Below are 15,193 nucleotides of genomic sequence, written 5' to 3'. Positions count from 1 at the left end.
ACATGAAAAACATTCTATCTATTTTGATGCTTTTAATGGTAATATCTTTTACCAAATCACAAATTACAACAGCTCCTTCACCGCCCGAAGCAAACCAAGCTGTTGTGATAAACTTTGATAAAACAGGAACAGGTCTTGCCAATTATTCGGGAGATATTTATGCGCATACAGGCGTAACTATCGATGGAAAACAATGGGAAAATGTAATAGGAAGTTGGGGAAATAATACGACTCAACCCAAATTAAATTTCGTTTCTGGATCAACCTATAAATTAGAAATTCCTACATCTATTTATCAATTCTATGGAGTTGATACTTCTAAAAATATTACTGCAATAAATATTGTTTTTAGAAGTGCAGATGGAAAACAACAAACTACGGATCTTTCTATTTCGGTAGGTTCTTTCAAAGTTACTTTAGCTAATCCACTAGAAAATTCAATTACAAATGTTTCTTCAGGATCAAGTTTTAACATCAAAGCGACAGCTACAAAATCTGCTAATTGGACATTAACTACCAACGGAACTCAAATTGATGCTTTGAGTAATTCAACATCTTTTGATAAAAATTATACCATTTCACAAAATCAAAATTATATGTTGAATGCTACTTTTAATGGTCAAACAATAAGCAAATCTTTTACAGTTAATATCAAACCAACAGTGAAAGATGTAGCAATTCCGACCAATTTGCAAGAAGGAATTAATTATTTGGCTAATGATTTTTCAAAAGCATATTTGGTTTTGTATGCACCACAAAAAGAATTTATTCATGTAATTGGAAGTTTCAATAATTGGCAACTTTCTGATCAATATGTAATGAATCGTGACACGACTAACAAAGATTTATATTGGATAGAATTATCTAATCTTAAAGCTGGTGAAATTTATACGTTTCAATATCGTACAAGTGATGGAATCAAAACTGCCGATCCTTATTCGACTTTAGTTTTATCGCCTTATGACGATCCGTATATTACCGCAGTAACTTACCCAAATATGCCTGTATATCCTACTGGACAACAATTTGAAGTTTCGGTTTTACAAACAAATCAAGCAAAATACAATTGGAAAGTTTCCAATTTTGCTCGACCAAATAAAGAGAATTTGATGATTTACGAATTATTAATTCGTGATTTCAATTCGACAAAAACATGGCAATCTTTAATTGATGATTTTGATTATTTCAAAAAATTAAACATCAACGCTATCGAAGTGATGCCTGTCATGGAGTTTGAAGGAAATATTTCTTGGGGTTATAATACAGCCTATCATCTTGCTTTGGACAAAGCTTACGGACCAGCAAATAAGATGAAAGAATTCATCGATTTGTGTCATCAAAATGGAATTTCAATCATTTTAGATGTTGCTTTAAATCACGTTTATGGTCGTTCTCCGTTGGTTAGAATGTGGATGAATGATCCTGATGGAGATGGTTATGGAGAACCAACAGCTACAAATCCTTACGTTAATCAAACCGCAAAACATAGTTACAACGTTGGTTACGACTTGAATCATCAACTAACGCCAACTCAAAATTATGTGCAACGTACATTAAAACATTGGATTGAAGAGTTCAAAATTGATGGTTTTAGATGGGATTTAACAAAAGGATTTACACAAAATTGTACGCCTTCTGATGAAACTTGTACAAACGGATATCAAGCTGATCGTGTAGCAATTTTAAAAAAATATGCTGATATGCAATGGACAATTGACCCAAATTCTTACATCATTTTTGAGCATTTAGGAAATAATGGATCAGCGCAAGAAGAAACAGAATGGGCGAATTATCGCATTAACGAAGGGAAAGGAATTATGCTTTGGGGAAAAGCGACAAACAATTTCAATCAGAATACAATGGGATATGCTTCAGATAGTAACTTTGATTGGTTGAAACATACTGTAAAAGGTTTTACGAAAAAACATTTGGTTGCTTACGCAGAAAGTCATGATGAGGAAAGAATGATGTACAAAAATTTACAATATGGTGCATCATCAGGAACTTATAATGTAAAAGATTTAAAAACTTCTTTAGAAAGACAAAAAGCTCTGGGTGCTGTTTTGTTTACGATTCCTGGTCCTAAAATGTTGTGGCAATTCGGAGAATTAGGATATGATTATTCGGTTAATCATTGCGAAGATGGTACAAATAGTGACGGATGTCGCACCAATCCAAAACCTATTCCAAGCGAAATTGGTTATTTAACAAATACTGATAGAAAATCTGTTTATGATGTTTGGTCTAAAATTATTGGACTTAAATTAAACAACAAAGTTTTCGAAACTGATAATTATACGATTACATCTGGAGATTTAAAACCTCGCATTCAGATTACAAATAATTTATTATCATCGTCTGATTTATATGAAGTTATTGTGATTGCAAACTTCACTACAAGTACTCAAGCAATTGCGCCACTTTTTCCATTTGTAGGAAATTGGTACAATTTAATGGACGAAACAACGCTGAATGTAACCAATACAAATTCATCGTTTACAGTTAATCTGAATCCAGGTGAATTCAGAATTTTCGGGAATGCAAAAGCAAATTTATCAACAGACAATATTGAGATTAATTCAGAAAAAATTTCTATCACTCCAAATCCAGTTTCTTCCTCTTTTTCATTAAATATTAATTCAGAAAAAGTAAAAATTTATGATTTAACAGGAAAACTGGTCAAAGAATTTTCAGGAAAATATTCAGCGATACATCAATTTAACATCAAGGAATTACCAAAAGGTATTTACATTCTTGACATTGAAACAAAAAATCGAAAATCGTATGCCAAACTGATTAAAAATTAATTTTTAAAAAAGCCATTAAAATTCGTTTTAATGGCTTTTTCATTTTCTCAAATCGTTGAAAAATCTATAACTTGTCGGTTAATTTACACACCATGACAAAAAAGAAAATTCTACTTACCATTTTTTCCTTCGCTTATACGCTAGGATTTGCCCAAACCAACAAACAAGTTTTATTTACAAGCAAAAATCAATCGAATGTCAAATGTTATCGCATTCCGAGTATTATTACATCAGCAAAAGGAACATTGATTGCAGCGATTGACGAACGTGTTCCAAATTGTGGCGATTTGCTTTACAATCCTGATATCAATATTGTAATTAGAACAAGTGATGACAAAGGAAAAACATGGTCAGAAATCAAACGAATTATTGATTTTCCTGATCAAGAATCTGCTTCTGATGTATCGATGGTTATGGATGAAAAGACAAAAGAAATCTATCTTTTTTACAATTATATGAATCATAAAATTGCAAAAAATGAATTCCGATTACATTTTGTAAAAAGTGCTGATAATGGAGAAACGTGGTCAAAACCTGTTGACATTACAGATCAGATTACACCTACAGAATGGAAAAAAGATTTTAAATTCATTACTTCTGGTCGAGGTGCCTACACAAAAGAAGGTTGGATTTTGAATACTTTGGTTCGATTGAAAGATGGTGTTTATGTATTCGGAAGTAAAGATCATGGGAAAACGTGGGAACGAATTTCGAGTGTTGCGGAAAAAGCGGATGAAACAAATATTGTACAGCTTCCAAACAAAGATTGGATGTTGAATGCACGTATTCAGAATGCTGGTTTCAGAAAAATATTTATCTCGAAAGATCAAGGAAAAACGTGGACGTCTAAAATGGAAGAACAATTAATTGATCCAACTTGTAATGCTTCTACATTGGTTTTAGGAAAAGATATTGTGTTTAGTAATTTGCATGATCCGAAAGATCGTCAAAACTTGGGATTGAAAGTAAGTAAAGATCAAGCGAAAACATGGAATTTTATAAAAACAATAGAACCAAATTCTTCGGCTTATTCCGTTTTAACAAATATCTCAAAAAATAAAGTCGGAATTTTTTATGAAGCTGATGATTATCAAGATATGGTTTTTGAAGTAGTTGATTTAAAATAAATTCAATCATAAAAACATAAAAAAAACCTCATCCATTGATGAGGTTTTTCGTTGCTTAAAAATTAAGCTTAATATTATATTTTTCGTAGAAATTCTCGATGTGAGCAACTGCTTCTTCCGCTGTATCAACCAAACGGAAAAGATCCAAATCTTTCTCAGAAATATAACCTTCTCTCAAAACTGTTTCTTTGATCCAATCAATCAAACCTGACCAATACTCAGTTCCAACTAACACAATCGGGAAACGTCCTGTTTTCTTCGTTTGTACCAATGTCATCGACTCAAATAATTCGTCTAACGTTCCGAAACCTCCTGGCATTCCGATAAATCCTTGCGAATATTTCACAAACATTACTTTTCGTGCAAAGAAATAATCAAAATTAATTTCATATTCACGATCGATATATTTGTTCAATTCTGTTTCGAAAGGCAACGTAATTCCCAATCCAACAGAAGTTCCTCCACCCTTTTGCGCTCCTTTGTTTGCAGCCTCCATAATTGCAGGACCTCCACCAGTAATTACACCAAAACCAATCTGCGTTAATCGGTATGCAATGTCTTCTGCTAATGCATAATATGGATGATCTGGAGAAGTACGTGCCGAACCAAAAATAGACACACAAGGTCCTATTTTAGACATTACTTCGTAACCATTTACAAATTCTGCCATAATCTTGAACAACGCCCAAGAATCATTTATTCTAATCTCGTTCCAATCTTTTGGTCGAAACGGAGATTGTATTCTATCGTCTTCCTTTTCTTTATCTGTCATAGTATTTTAAATAAAAAAACCGCAACAAAAATGCTACGGTTCAATATACAAATTTATTGTTTCTTAATGATTAATCTCTACTCATAAAAATTCTCAAAATATACCAAAACAATAACATTAATGAAGCAAATAACGACAATGCCGCTGCAACATATTGTTGTGTTCCGAACTCATATTTTAATTGGTGAGTGTTGTACAAAATTGCTCCACCAGCCAAGGCGCACATTCCAACAGAGAACCATAATCCTAAATCGAACCCGAATAACATTCCTGCAATAATCAATCCAATTGCTAAGAAAAATCCTATAGTTAATGCTCCTCGTAAAATAGAGAAATCTGCTTTTGTTAAAAATACAATAGCCGATAATCCTACAAATAATCCGCCTGTTACAACGGCTGCTTGTTTTATCACATAAGTTCCGCCATAATATAATGCGATGTAAAGCATTGGCACAAAGATTAAAGCTTCTGCAACTATGTATAAAAAGTAGCCTAAATATTGTTTAGATTTTGAAATCGATCCGTACGCCATTTTTTGTGCAACCCATGTGATTCCCATGAAACCTGCTAATAAAATAAGCCAAAGATATCCAGAAGTTAAACTTAACATAAAGCTGACTAATGCTTCTGATTTTAACATCAAAGATTCGATTAAAACAAATACCAAAACTCCTCCAGCAACGTGTCCGTAAGTATGTTTATAGAAATTTGCCCTTTCTACGCTTGTTGCCTCTGCAACCAATTGGTTTTGTTGATATACGTGTTGATTTTCCATATTCGTAATTTTTATAGGTTTTTCAAATTCAATTTATAAGGCTAAAATACTAATTTTAAATTATTTCTTAGCTCACTATTTTCTGTGAATTTTTGGCTGATTTTATCCAATCGATTAATCCGATAAATGATAAAATCAACAAGACAATATATTGCACCGAAGTGATAACTGCTCCTTTGTAAATCATTAATGGAATCATGATTAAATCGCCGATAATCCAGAAATACCAATTATCAATTTTTCGTCTTGCCATCATCCACATTCCAATCAAAAAAATAGCAGTTGTCGAAGCGTCTACAAAATCAATTTTGGAATAATGTAATTTGCATTGATTGATAAAATTAACATCAAACCCGTTTTGAATGACTGGACGGAAATAATAAATCGTCAAAATAAAGATAAAACTCAACGCGAAAAGTAACGTTGCATACAAATATTCTTTCTTCGTTGCCCACGAAACATCTACATGTTTATGATCGGCTTCGAGATTTTTTTGCCACAAAATCCAACCATAAATTGCCATTGAAGTATAGTAAACATTAATAATCGTTTCACCATATAATCCCCAATTAAAAAATAAATAAATGAAAATAAATGTTGAAATAATTGTAGTTGGATAAACCCAAATATTGCGTTTATAGGTATAATAAACCGAAATAATTCCGAACAATGTTGCTATCGTTTCTAGCAAGATATTCAACGTAGAATAGGTTTTGTAAGGCGCAAGGATGTAATCAATAAAATCGTTCATTCTTAAGTTGTGAGTTAAAAATAATTCTTTCTAAATCGTAAATCAAAAATCTAAATTCGTAATTCTAATTTCTAACTTTTACTTATTCATAATCCAACACCCAAACCAAATAATATTCACCAATCATTCTATAAAATGCATGATATTTACGAGATTTTACATCATCCGAAATCCAACAAATAAATTGTTTATTCTCTACTAATTCAAATTCTTCTGCACGATAATGATTCAAAAAATTCCAAAGATTACCACCATTCAACTTGTACAAACCTTCTTTCATTCCCCAAATTATATGCAGATATTCAGTCTCGTGCTCTTGAGGAATCCAAGCTATTTCATCTGGACGCGCAAATTTATGTTTGATGTTCAAAATTTTTCTTGGTCGAGCCAATTCAATATCAATCCCAATATTATATTCGCTCACGCCAACAGAAACCAATCCATAAGAATGTGTAATGGAAATTTCTTTGTTTGTAGGCAAAAAAGGTTTTCCACGTTCGTCATAATTTACATCATAATCCAAGTCCAATTTCTTTAGACAAGCGCGCAAACCAAGATATTCTCTGGCCTGTTTAGGTCGAAGATTATTATATTTTTCTATTCTATAATCCTCTAAATGAAGATATTCTAACAATTCTTCATTCGATTCTGTTACATTCCACGTAATAATGCGGGTATGTTTAAAATCGTTAATATAATCGATAACGGGCATTTTATTAATCGAAATTTGTTTGTAAATTTGTTCCTTATAAACTTTAAAAAAAAGTTAGTTAAATATATCAATTGATGGATACAAAAACGCAATACATTCCATACAAAGTTAAAGATATTTCTTTAGCTGAGTGGGGAAGAAAGGAAATTACGTTGGCTGAGGCAGAAATGCCTGGGTTGATGGCTATCCGTGAAGAGTACAAAGCTGCTCAACCTTTGAAAGGTGCTCGCATTGCGGGTTGTCTACACATGACAATCCAAACTGCAGTATTAATCGAAACGTTGGTTGCTTTAGGAGCTGATGTTACATGGTCGTCATGTAATATTTTCTCTACACAAGATCACGCTGCTGCTGCAATTGCTGCTGCGGGGATTCCTGTGTATGCTTGGAAAGGGATGAACGAAGAGGAATTCGATTGGTGTATCGAGCAAACATTATTCTTCGGAGAAGATCGTAAACCATTAAATATGATTTTGGATGATGGTGGAGACTTAACGAATATGGTGATTGATCGTTACCCAGAATTGGTTGCTGAGATCAAAGGATTATCAGAAGAAACAACTACGGGTGTACACCGTCTTTACGAAAGAATGGAGAAAGGTACATTGCCTATGCCTGCAATTAACGTAAATGATTCTGTAACAAAATCTAAATTCGACAACAAATACGGATGTCGCGAATCTGCAGTAGATGCTATCAAACGTGCTACTGACTTGATGATCGCTGGTAAACGTGTTGTAGTTTGTGGATTTGGTGATGTTGGTAAAGGTACAGCGGCTTCTTTCCGCGGTGCTGGAGCAATTGTTACAGTAACAGAAATCGACCCTATTTGTGCTTTACAAGCATCTATGGAAGGTTACGAAGTAAAAAAATTAGATACAGTGGTTGCAAACGCTGATATCGTAATTACGACTACTGGTAACTTTGGAATTGTACGTGCAGAGCATTTCGAGAAAATGAAAGACAAAGTAGTTGTGTGTAACATTGGTCACTTCGATAACGAAATCGATATGGCTTGGTTAAACGGAAACTACGGAAACACGAAAGAAGAAATTAAACCACAAGTTGACAAATACAACATCAACGGAAATGACATCATCATTTTGGCTGAAGGACGTTTAGTTAACTTAGGTTGTGCAACAGGACACCCTTCTTTTGTGATGTCAAACTCTTTCTCTAACCAAACTTTAGCTCAAATTGAGTTGTGGACAAATTCGTCAGCTTACAAAAATGAAGTATATACTTTACCTAAGCATTTAGATGAAAAAGTTGCAGAATTGCATTTAGCTAAATTAGGAGTAGAATTAGAAGTTTTATCTCAAGAACAAGCAGAATACATTGGTGTAACGGTTGAAGGACCATTTAAACCAGAATATTATAGATATTAATTAATTTTAATTCAAAATTTTTATTTGAAAAAAGAAAAAAGCACTTAACTATATGCCCTCGCCCTGAACAAGCGAGGGCTTTTTTGTTAGTCTTTTTCTACGTCCTCATTTTCATCTCTACGAATTAATTTCGGTGATGTTTCAACTGAACTTGTTCTTTTTGGTATCATTTTTATATAATTCTTTGCTTTTGTTTCTTTTATATTTATCAATACATAAAGTAATTCTTCTTTCGGTGATTTTTTATTAATTATTTTACCAATCATCTTCGCTTCTAACACCAAAAATCCTTTAAACTGATAATATAAAGGGCTTCCTGACAAATCATTTAATTTTGTCAACCAAACCGAATAGTTATATTTATCATCTTCAAACGTATATTCTTTCGCATCCAAATCCAATATTTTCTTTGTATTACCTGTCGGAGAGAAAGCAGGTTCTTTTATTAATAATTTTAATGGAATTTCAAAATGCTCAAAGTTTTCATAGCTCAAATTATTTTGATAATCATTTAACAACCATTCTGGTCGTAAAGGACGATCACTACCTACATCTCCTTGACCATTACTTATTTTTTTTGGTGTTTCTATCAAACTGAAGTCTTTTCCTACATAAAGTTCAGTCGTTTTTTTAGTACTTGCACTTTTGTTTAATTCATCAAGATTAATATCAAAACCTTCAATGGCTTCTTTCGGAAATTCTACTTTACGATGAACATCATAAGACAGTTGGTAATCTTTGTCTTGCGCAAAAAGCGAAATAGTTAAAATGGAAAACAATAATGATAAGTAATTTTTCATAAGAAATGTTTTTTGTTGATTTTAAGATAAATATAATTAAAAACCATATACACAAATGTTAATCTCTTTCTACGCCTCTAGAATCTTCTTTTAATTGTTCCATTTTTTTATTATACTCCAATATAGATATAGATTTTTTCGGAATTATCTTGTTGAAATTAAAATCTTGTTTTTTAATTTCTTTCAAAACATAAAATAATTTACGTTCACCACCTTCCTTTTCATACGCTTTATCATTTATTGACGCTTCCAACAAAACATATCCATTAAATTGAAAATAGATCGGGCTAACGGTTATCTCATTTTGTTTTGCCAACCAAAAACTATAAGTATAATCATCATTTTCATAGGTAAACTCTTTCGCTTTAATACCAAGAATCGTTTTCGTATTGCGTGTAGGTCTGAGTTGTAAAGTAGAAACAGAATCTTGAACATATAAGTTTTGTTTCTCCTCAAAAGTTAAATTATTTTCAAAATCAATTAAAAACCATTTCGGCAAAGGAGAACTACCTGAGAAAAATCCTTCTTGAGAATTATTTACTTTCTCTAAAATTTTTATCAAAGAATTCGTTCTGTTTACAATAACTTCAATTTCATATGATCTATTTTTAGATTCTTCAAATATTTTAGCAAATTCAGGAGAATTATTCACTCTCTCAAAAGTTGTTAACTTTCCTTTCTGATGAAAATCGTACAAAAATCGATAAGTTTTCTCTTGCGCAAAAACTGCACTCGAAAATATAATTAAGGTTAGTATTAATAATTGTTTCATTTTTTGTGATTGATTTTGAACATCTAAAATAAGTAATTATTTCATTTAAAATTTGTTAATCTTATTCTTCAAACTAATAAACTAATGCTTAATCATTTTTAAAATATTATCTTTAAATCATTATTGAATAATTTTTATTACTGATTATGATTAAAAAATGTTTACAACTTGGATTCGTTTTAATTGGTTGTTCTTCACTTTTTGCACAAACTGAAAAACCTTCAGAAATATTCTGGAAAAATCTAAAAAAACATTGCGGTAAAGCTTACGAAGGCAAATTGCCCGAACATATTACGCGCGATGATTTTGCGGGTAAAAAATTAACCATGCATGTAAAAAGCTGTTCTACAAACGAAATTAAAATTCCGTTCAATGTTGGTGATAATTATTCGAGAACATGGATTTTGACTAAAAAAGATGGAATCATCACGCTAAAACACGATCATCGTCACGAAAATGGAACTTCGGAAACAATTACATTTTATGGAGGAACAAATACAAATTATGGTTTCAAAGATTTTCAGATGTTTCCTGCCGATCAAGAAACTGCAACCTTAATAGATTATGCTTCTACAAATATTTGGTGGATTACCTTAGATGATAAAACGTTTAGTTACAATTTGCAAAAAGCAGGTTCTAAAACACCTTTCAACGTCTATTTTGACTTGACAAAAGAAATTGAAACTCCGCCAGCGCCTTGGGGTTGGGGAACACCACGATAATAAAAGAGCTTTTCAGCTCTTTTATCTTTTTATCAAAATATCAGCATTGATTGCAGGCGTAATTCCTAATGGTGTTTTCATCCATACATCAGAATCAGTCGTTTTATATAAACATTTAGCCAGCAAAGCTCCACTAAAATAAATTGGCTTTTCAACTTCTGTTAATAATTCTACTTTAATGAAAAAATCATCTTGATATTTAATATTCAAATCACGTAAATCCATCGAAAAGACATCATTCTGTTGATATTCTTTTTTTACAACAACTTCAAAAGGTTTCTCTAAAATTGATTGAGCTGGTTTCCCATTATTCATTGCCGTTAAATCAACTTTCAAAAGAATAGAATCTATTTTTAAACTATTGCTAAAATTGAAATTAATACGTTGAAAAGTGAATTCTTTTTTAGGCGCATTTATTGGAATTGCAAATTCTTTGGTAAACTTAGGAAGTGAATCTTTACTAAAATTAATATCAGCCGTTAATCCGATTAAAATTGATTTCGTCTTGGTATCCGAACCAACACGTTTCAATCGAAATTTGCTTTTATCATACAAAATCGTTTCATGTAATTCTATCGTATCTTTTTTATAATCTTGTGCATTTGCAAACGTTATAAAACATAAAAAAAGAAAGTAAATTTTTGTCATCTATTTGGTTTTTAAATCATTTATCAATTTTATAAAATATAGATGTTCAAAATTCACAAAGGTTACACAATAACATGTTAAAGTTTTAATTCTAACATTAAGAATAATCTTATTATCACATCATTTTTTTTGCATAATTTTAATAAAAACTGAAATTTGAATGAAAATTAGATTATTACTTTCAATAATTTTTGTGTTTACTTTTTTACTAATTCATGCACAAAAAAAGGAACTTTCTTTAGCCGAAAATGTAAATAAAGAAACTATCTCATTTCAATTTATCAAGAATTTAGTTTTTGTTCCAATTACATTTAATGGTCATCAAATGAATTTCATTGTAGATTCTGGTCTTAAAGAAACTATTTTATTCAGCCAATATGACAAAACAATTAACAAAAACAATATTCGCCAAATTAATTTAAAAGGTCTAGGAAAAGATAATGCTGATACCAAAGGATTTTTTTCATCAAATAATCAAATCGAGATTGGTAAAAATTATTCTTCAAATAATATGGATATTATCGTGATACAAGACGAGAATTTCAACCTCTTTTCTCGATTAGGAATTGAGGTTCATGGAATAATAGGTTCTGAATTTTTCAAAAACTATCCAATTCAAATAGATTATGCAAAAAGAAAAATCACCATTTATAAATCGATTCTTGAACTTAAAAAATTAAAGAAATTTCAATCAAATCCATTAGAAATAAGTCCAGAAATAAAGCCTTTCACAACTGTTGATTTTACGCATCAAACAACTTACACAAATCAAAAAATGTTGATAGATATCGGAAATAGTGATGGTTTATGGCTTTTCGAGAATCAAATTGAGAATTTAGCACCTTTACAACATGTATTTTCGGATGAATTGGGCAAAGGTTTTAATGGTTCTATTAATGGTAAACGTGGGGTTATAGATGCTGTAAACTTAAATAAATATAAACTTAATCAACCTTTAATTGCCATTCCAGATATCGAATCAATCCAATATATTAACTTTAAAAATAATCGAAAAGGCTCTCTCGGAAATGAAATTTTGAGAAGATTTACAATTATTTTAGATTATAAAAATCAATTGTTTTATTATAAACCTAATCGAAATTTCAAAGATGCTTTTCACTACAATAGAAGTGGATTAACGATAATTCACGATCAATTTGAATGGAAAAAAACATCGGTTGGAATGACATTTAATACAAACGATATTGATAAAGATAATGGTACTACAACGCAAAAAATGAATTATCAATTTGAAATGAAACCTGTTTATAAAATAGAAGTGGTTCGTAAAAAATCGAATGCAGATTTAGTGGGTTTGAAAGCAAATGATATACTTACAAAATTGGATGGAAAACAAGTGAATAAAATGAGTTTAGATGATATCGAAAAATTTATGATTAAAAATGAATTTCAGCAAATTTCTGTAGAAATCCTCCGAAATAATGTTCCAATGAAATTTAAGTTTATCCTCGATATTCCGTACTAAAAAAAGAGTAACTTTTGGTTACTCTTCTAATTGATGTAATATATTTTCTAATTCTACCAAATTCTTTTTATAATAAGTAGAAATCCACCATTTTAATAATAAAACGCAAATTAAAACATAGAAAAATAGTGTAAGAAAAATATAAAGATAAAACTGAAATTTATAAACAAATTGCAACGAGTTTGGATGTTGTATGTACGAAACACCAATAATCATCAACATTAAAATACAGATCATGTACGAGTAAATACTGTAAATATCAATCGCAGATTTATAATTGTAGTAAAACCAATTGATGTTCTTTAATGAATTATATTCCAGATGATATGATCGTTTATAAAACTTGAAAACATAAATAAACGGCACCAAAAAAGTCAACGAAACACACAACAATGTCCACCAAATTGTTGGCGTATTTGCATCAAATAAGAAAGGAAAAGTATATAAAAACAATAATCCTAATAATTGAAAATAAAACTCTTGTTTCAATGTTTTTCTTACTTTATCAATAATGGTATTTGCTTCTTGATTAAGCTCAAGATTTGGATCAATTTTCACTTCATCTGAAGATTGATTGTCCCATTGTTTTTGTAATTCATCAAAATTCATAACCGTATTTTTTTATGATCATTTGTATTTTTTCTTTCGTTCTGTTCAATTTCACACGTGCATTTATTTCCGAAATTCCCAAGTTCATACTAATTTCCTTGTGATTTTGTCCTTCCAAAAACAGAAAAATCAATGCTTTTTCTACTTTATTTAATTCATGAACTGCTTTATAAAACAATTCGAGTTGCGTTTCTTTTTCACCAGAATCTACCTCATCTACTTGATCAATATTTTCTAAAAAAGTATGACGATCTGTTTTCTTTTTTTCTTTCTTGAAAAAAGTTAACGCCGTATTTAGCGAAACGCGATACATCCATGTCGAAAATTGTGCATTTCCTTCAAAACGATCAAAAGATTTCCATAGTTGCAAAACAATCTCTTGTATCAAATCATTTTGATCTTCAGAATTATCCATATACATACGAGCGATTTTGTATAAAATCCCTTTGTGCTTATCGATTAATTCTAAAAAAAGAGTTTGTTTAGCTTCCAAAATCGTTACTTTATTTTTTTCAACGCAACTTGTTCATCATCGATAAATAAAATACAATTGACTCCGAAAAATTCTTGCAAAATATTTACTTTGATATTTAACTTTTCATCTTTAGAATTTTTTAAATGCCCCGTTAAAATTGGTGCAGAAAAATAGTTAATTTGATAATCTTGTAATTTGTCATTCACAAAAAGTTTATCACCAGAAAACCAAGTATTCTCAATTCTGATAACATTATTATCAACTGTTGTTTCCCAAATAGATTTCATCGTTTAATTATTTTAGTGTTTACTAGTAAGTAGGAAAAAAGTAAAAACGTTACAAACTTTTTTGAAAAATATTTAGAATAGAGAAAGAATTAATGCAGAAATATATAAGCCAAAACCAAAAATAAGATGTGTGAGTAAACTGCGAAAACGCATTACATTTGGCGACGGAAGTTTTGAAGATGCAATTCCAAGCCCAAATGCTGGTTGCATAATAAAAAAAGGTGCGACAATTGTAAATAATCCTACAAATAAAGCAGGAAAAATTGTAGGATGATTTAACCATTCTACCCCAAAAATCACGACTAATAAAATAGAAAATGTAATTCCGATTAAGTAATGCGCCAACCAACCGATAAAAACTTCATTTTGAATTGGTTTTGAATCAAATATTTTATCATGCGTAAACTTTCTACTTGCAAAATGTCCAATCCAACGGCCTACAAATCTATAATCCAAAGATTTAATATTGAATAATTTCAAAATAAAAGCCCAAATATCCATCACAATTGTTGCTCCAAAGCCAACCAATATTGTTTTTATAATTATCTCCATCATTTATTTTTTTAAATAAAGATAGATTATTTTTTAATTAATGCAATATAATCGCATTAGTGTGTTTCAAAAATATTTGCTTAAAATTCCATTTCTATCCAAATGGGTAAACTAAATTCTTCTAATAAATGAGCCAATTGAAATTCTTTGTAGTTTTCTTTCGTTATCCACTCCATTTCTTCTATCTCAGAAGCGATTTTAAGCGTTTCTAATGATTTTAATTTAACATGAAATACATTTGCATGAACTTTGGTATTCTCTTCGTTAACGGCAATAGAAGTGTGTTGCCCTAAAAATGAAACATCGTGATGTAGAATATCAACATTAATCTCTTCTAAAAATTCGCGTCGAAGCGTTGTTAATAATTCTTCATCTTGCTCTCGTTTTCCTCCAACCATCTGAAAAAATTTTGATTTCTTTTTTCGGACAGCTAACATTCTACCTATTTCATCTGTAACCAAGGCGTTCACCAAATAAATATAATTCATTGTTATGCGTTATGCGTTATGC

17 protein-coding genes are annotated in these 15,193 nt (G+C 30.7%); 5 read left to right on the top strand and 12 right to left on the bottom strand.

The window, feature by feature from the left end; all coding sequences use genetic code 11:
- Positions 1-2: 2 nt before the first annotated feature.
- Both B4A23_RS12890 and B4A23_RS12885 read left to right on the top strand, forming a co-directional pair.
- A complete protein-coding gene (locus B4A23_RS12890) occupies positions 3-2,807 on the top strand; it encodes an alpha-amylase family glycosyl hydrolase (protein WP_291120627.1) in 2,805 nt (934 codons plus the stop codon).
- A 92-nt stretch (positions 2,808-2,899) separates the two neighbouring features.
- The gene (locus tag B4A23_RS12885; RefSeq protein ID WP_291120625.1) at positions 2,900-3,934 is read left to right on the top strand and encodes a sialidase family protein; all 1,035 of its coding nucleotides are present in this window, start codon (positions 2,900-2,902) and stop codon (positions 3,932-3,934) included.
- A 55-nt stretch (positions 3,935-3,989) separates the two neighbouring features.
- Here B4A23_RS12885 and B4A23_RS12880 read toward each other — a convergent pair whose 3' ends face one another.
- The 4 genes from B4A23_RS12880 to B4A23_RS12865 form a co-directional block, all read right to left on the bottom strand.
- The gene (locus B4A23_RS12880) at positions 3,990-4,706 is read right to left on the bottom strand and encodes a TIGR00730 family Rossman fold protein (protein ID WP_180905791.1); all 717 of its coding nucleotides are present in this window, start codon (positions 4,704-4,706) and stop codon (positions 3,990-3,992) included.
- 70 nt (positions 4,707-4,776) lie between these two features.
- Positions 4,777-5,481, bottom strand: a complete 705-nt coding sequence (locus tag B4A23_RS12875; protein WP_052217477.1) for a Bax inhibitor-1/YccA family protein — start codon at positions 5,479-5,481, stop codon at positions 4,777-4,779.
- A gap of 67 nt (positions 5,482-5,548) precedes the next feature.
- On the bottom strand, positions 5,549-6,232 hold the full coding sequence (pnuC, locus tag B4A23_RS12870; protein WP_291120623.1) for a nicotinamide riboside transporter PnuC: 684 nt from the start codon (positions 6,230-6,232) through the stop codon (positions 5,549-5,551).
- An 82-nt stretch (positions 6,233-6,314) separates the two neighbouring features.
- Positions 6,315-6,944 carry a 4'-phosphopantetheinyl transferase family protein gene (locus B4A23_RS12865; RefSeq protein WP_291120621.1) on the bottom strand — a complete coding sequence of 210 codons (630 nt, stop codon included), beginning with the start codon at positions 6,942-6,944 and terminating at the stop codon, positions 6,315-6,317.
- A 74-nt stretch (positions 6,945-7,018) separates the two neighbouring features.
- On the opposite strand from B4A23_RS12865, the gene ahcY reads away from it, so the two are divergent.
- On the top strand, positions 7,019-8,332 hold the full coding sequence (gene ahcY, locus B4A23_RS12860; RefSeq protein WP_038331025.1) for an adenosylhomocysteinase: 1,314 nt from the start codon (positions 7,019-7,021) through the stop codon (positions 8,330-8,332).
- 86 nt (positions 8,333-8,418) lie between these two features.
- Here ahcY and B4A23_RS12855 read toward each other — a convergent pair whose 3' ends face one another.
- On the bottom strand, positions 8,419-9,132 hold the full coding sequence (locus B4A23_RS12855; RefSeq protein WP_291120619.1) for a hypothetical protein: 714 nt from the start codon (positions 9,130-9,132) through the stop codon (positions 8,419-8,421).
- Positions 9,133-9,190: 58 nt separating this feature from the next.
- Complete coding sequence (locus B4A23_RS12850; protein ID WP_291120617.1) at positions 9,191-9,904, bottom strand: hypothetical protein; 714 nt, start codon at positions 9,902-9,904, stop codon at positions 9,191-9,193.
- Positions 9,905-10,050: 146 nt separating this feature from the next.
- On the opposite strand from B4A23_RS12850, the gene B4A23_RS12845 reads away from it, so the two are divergent.
- Entirely contained in the window at positions 10,051-10,626 is a 576-nt protein-coding gene (locus B4A23_RS12845; protein ID WP_291120615.1) for a hypothetical protein, read from the top strand.
- 21 nt (positions 10,627-10,647) lie between these two features.
- Here the strand turns inward: B4A23_RS12845 and B4A23_RS12840 are convergent, their stop codons facing one another.
- Positions 10,648-11,274 (bottom strand): hypothetical protein, encoded by a 627-nt coding sequence (locus B4A23_RS12840; protein ID WP_291120613.1) that lies wholly within the window; start codon positions 11,272-11,274, stop codon positions 10,648-10,650.
- 160 nt (positions 11,275-11,434) lie between these two features.
- Between B4A23_RS12840 and B4A23_RS12835 the strand changes: the two genes are divergently transcribed.
- Positions 11,435-12,760 (top strand): retropepsin-like aspartic protease, encoded by a 1,326-nt coding sequence (locus B4A23_RS12835; RefSeq protein ID WP_291120611.1) that lies wholly within the window; start codon positions 11,435-11,437, stop codon positions 12,758-12,760.
- A gap of 18 nt (positions 12,761-12,778) precedes the next feature.
- Here the strand turns inward: B4A23_RS12835 and B4A23_RS12830 are convergent, their stop codons facing one another.
- From B4A23_RS12830 to B4A23_RS12810, 5 genes are all read right to left on the bottom strand, one after another.
- Positions 12,779-13,369 (bottom strand): hypothetical protein, encoded by a 591-nt coding sequence (locus B4A23_RS12830; RefSeq protein WP_291120609.1) that lies wholly within the window; start codon positions 13,367-13,369, stop codon positions 12,779-12,781.
- Positions 13,359-13,790, bottom strand: coding sequence for an RNA polymerase sigma factor (locus B4A23_RS12825; RefSeq protein WP_414647093.1), 432 nt, complete (start codon positions 13,788-13,790; stop codon positions 13,359-13,361). The genes B4A23_RS12830 and B4A23_RS12825 overlap by 11 nt, the downstream gene beginning before the upstream one ends.
- A gap of 77 nt (positions 13,791-13,867) precedes the next feature.
- Positions 13,868-14,131, bottom strand: coding sequence for a hypothetical protein (locus B4A23_RS12820; RefSeq protein ID WP_291120606.1), 264 nt, complete (start codon positions 14,129-14,131; stop codon positions 13,868-13,870).
- A 72-nt stretch (positions 14,132-14,203) separates the two neighbouring features.
- On the bottom strand, positions 14,204-14,683 hold the full coding sequence (locus B4A23_RS12815) for a DUF2938 domain-containing protein (protein WP_291120604.1): 480 nt from the start codon (positions 14,681-14,683) through the stop codon (positions 14,204-14,206).
- An 80-nt stretch (positions 14,684-14,763) separates the two neighbouring features.
- Positions 14,764-15,171: an NUDIX hydrolase gene (locus tag B4A23_RS12810; protein ID WP_291120602.1), complete on the bottom strand. Its 408-nt coding sequence runs from the start codon at positions 15,169-15,171 to the stop codon at positions 14,764-14,766.
- Between the last annotated feature and the right edge of the window lie 22 nt (positions 15,172-15,193).

The organism is Empedobacter sp. UBA7248, from assembly GCF_002472945.1.
GTDB classification, from domain to species: domain Bacteria; phylum Bacteroidota; class Bacteroidia; order Flavobacteriales; family Weeksellaceae; genus Empedobacter; species Empedobacter falsenii_C.
The sequence above is the reverse complement of the archived record's forward strand: the minus strand, read 5'-3'. Positions and strand labels throughout refer to the sequence as shown.

Coding starts and splice junctions, on each gene's coding strand:
- B4A23_RS12890 (WP_291120627.1), top strand. CDS start 3: ATGAAAAACATTCTATCTATTTTGATGCTTTTAATGGTAATATCTTTT.
- B4A23_RS12885 (WP_291120625.1), top strand. CDS start 2,900: ATGACAAAAAAGAAAATTCTACTTACCATTTTTTCCTTCGCTTATACG.
- B4A23_RS12880 (WP_180905791.1), bottom strand. CDS start 4,706: ATGACAGATAAAGAAAAGGAAGACGATAGAATACAATCTCCGTTTCGA.
- B4A23_RS12875 (WP_052217477.1), bottom strand. CDS start 5,481: ATGGAAAATCAACACGTATATCAACAAAACCAATTGGTTGCAGAGGCA.
- pnuC (WP_291120623.1), bottom strand. CDS start 6,232: ATGAACGATTTTATTGATTACATCCTTGCGCCTTACAAAACCTATTCT.
- B4A23_RS12865 (WP_291120621.1), bottom strand. CDS start 6,944: ATGCCCGTTATCGATTATATTAACGATTTTAAACATACCCGCATTATT.
- ahcY (WP_038331025.1), top strand. CDS start 7,019: ATGGATACAAAAACGCAATACATTCCATACAAAGTTAAAGATATTTCT.
- B4A23_RS12855 (WP_291120619.1), bottom strand. CDS start 9,132: ATGAAAAATTACTTATCATTATTGTTTTCCATTTTAACTATTTCGCTT.
- B4A23_RS12850 (WP_291120617.1), bottom strand. CDS start 9,904: ATGAAACAATTATTAATACTAACCTTAATTATATTTTCGAGTGCAGTT.
- B4A23_RS12845 (WP_291120615.1), top strand. CDS start 10,051: ATGATTAAAAAATGTTTACAACTTGGATTCGTTTTAATTGGTTGTTCT.
- B4A23_RS12840 (WP_291120613.1), bottom strand. CDS start 11,274: ATGACAAAAATTTACTTTCTTTTTTTATGTTTTATAACGTTTGCAAAT.
- B4A23_RS12835 (WP_291120611.1), top strand. CDS start 11,435: ATGAAAATTAGATTATTACTTTCAATAATTTTTGTGTTTACTTTTTTA.
- B4A23_RS12830 (WP_291120609.1), bottom strand. CDS start 13,369: ATGAATTTTGATGAATTACAAAAACAATGGGACAATCAATCTTCAGAT.
- B4A23_RS12825 (WP_414647093.1), bottom strand. CDS start 13,790: ATGTATATGGATAATTCTGAAGATCAAAATGATTTGATACAAGAGATT.
- B4A23_RS12820 (WP_291120606.1), bottom strand. CDS start 14,131: ATGAAATCTATTTGGGAAACAACAGTTGATAATAATGTTATCAGAATT.
- B4A23_RS12815 (WP_291120604.1), bottom strand. CDS start 14,683: ATGGAGATAATTATAAAAACAATATTGGTTGGCTTTGGAGCAACAATT.
- B4A23_RS12810 (WP_291120602.1), bottom strand. CDS start 15,171: ATGAATTATATTTATTTGGTGAACGCCTTGGTTACAGATGAAATAGGT.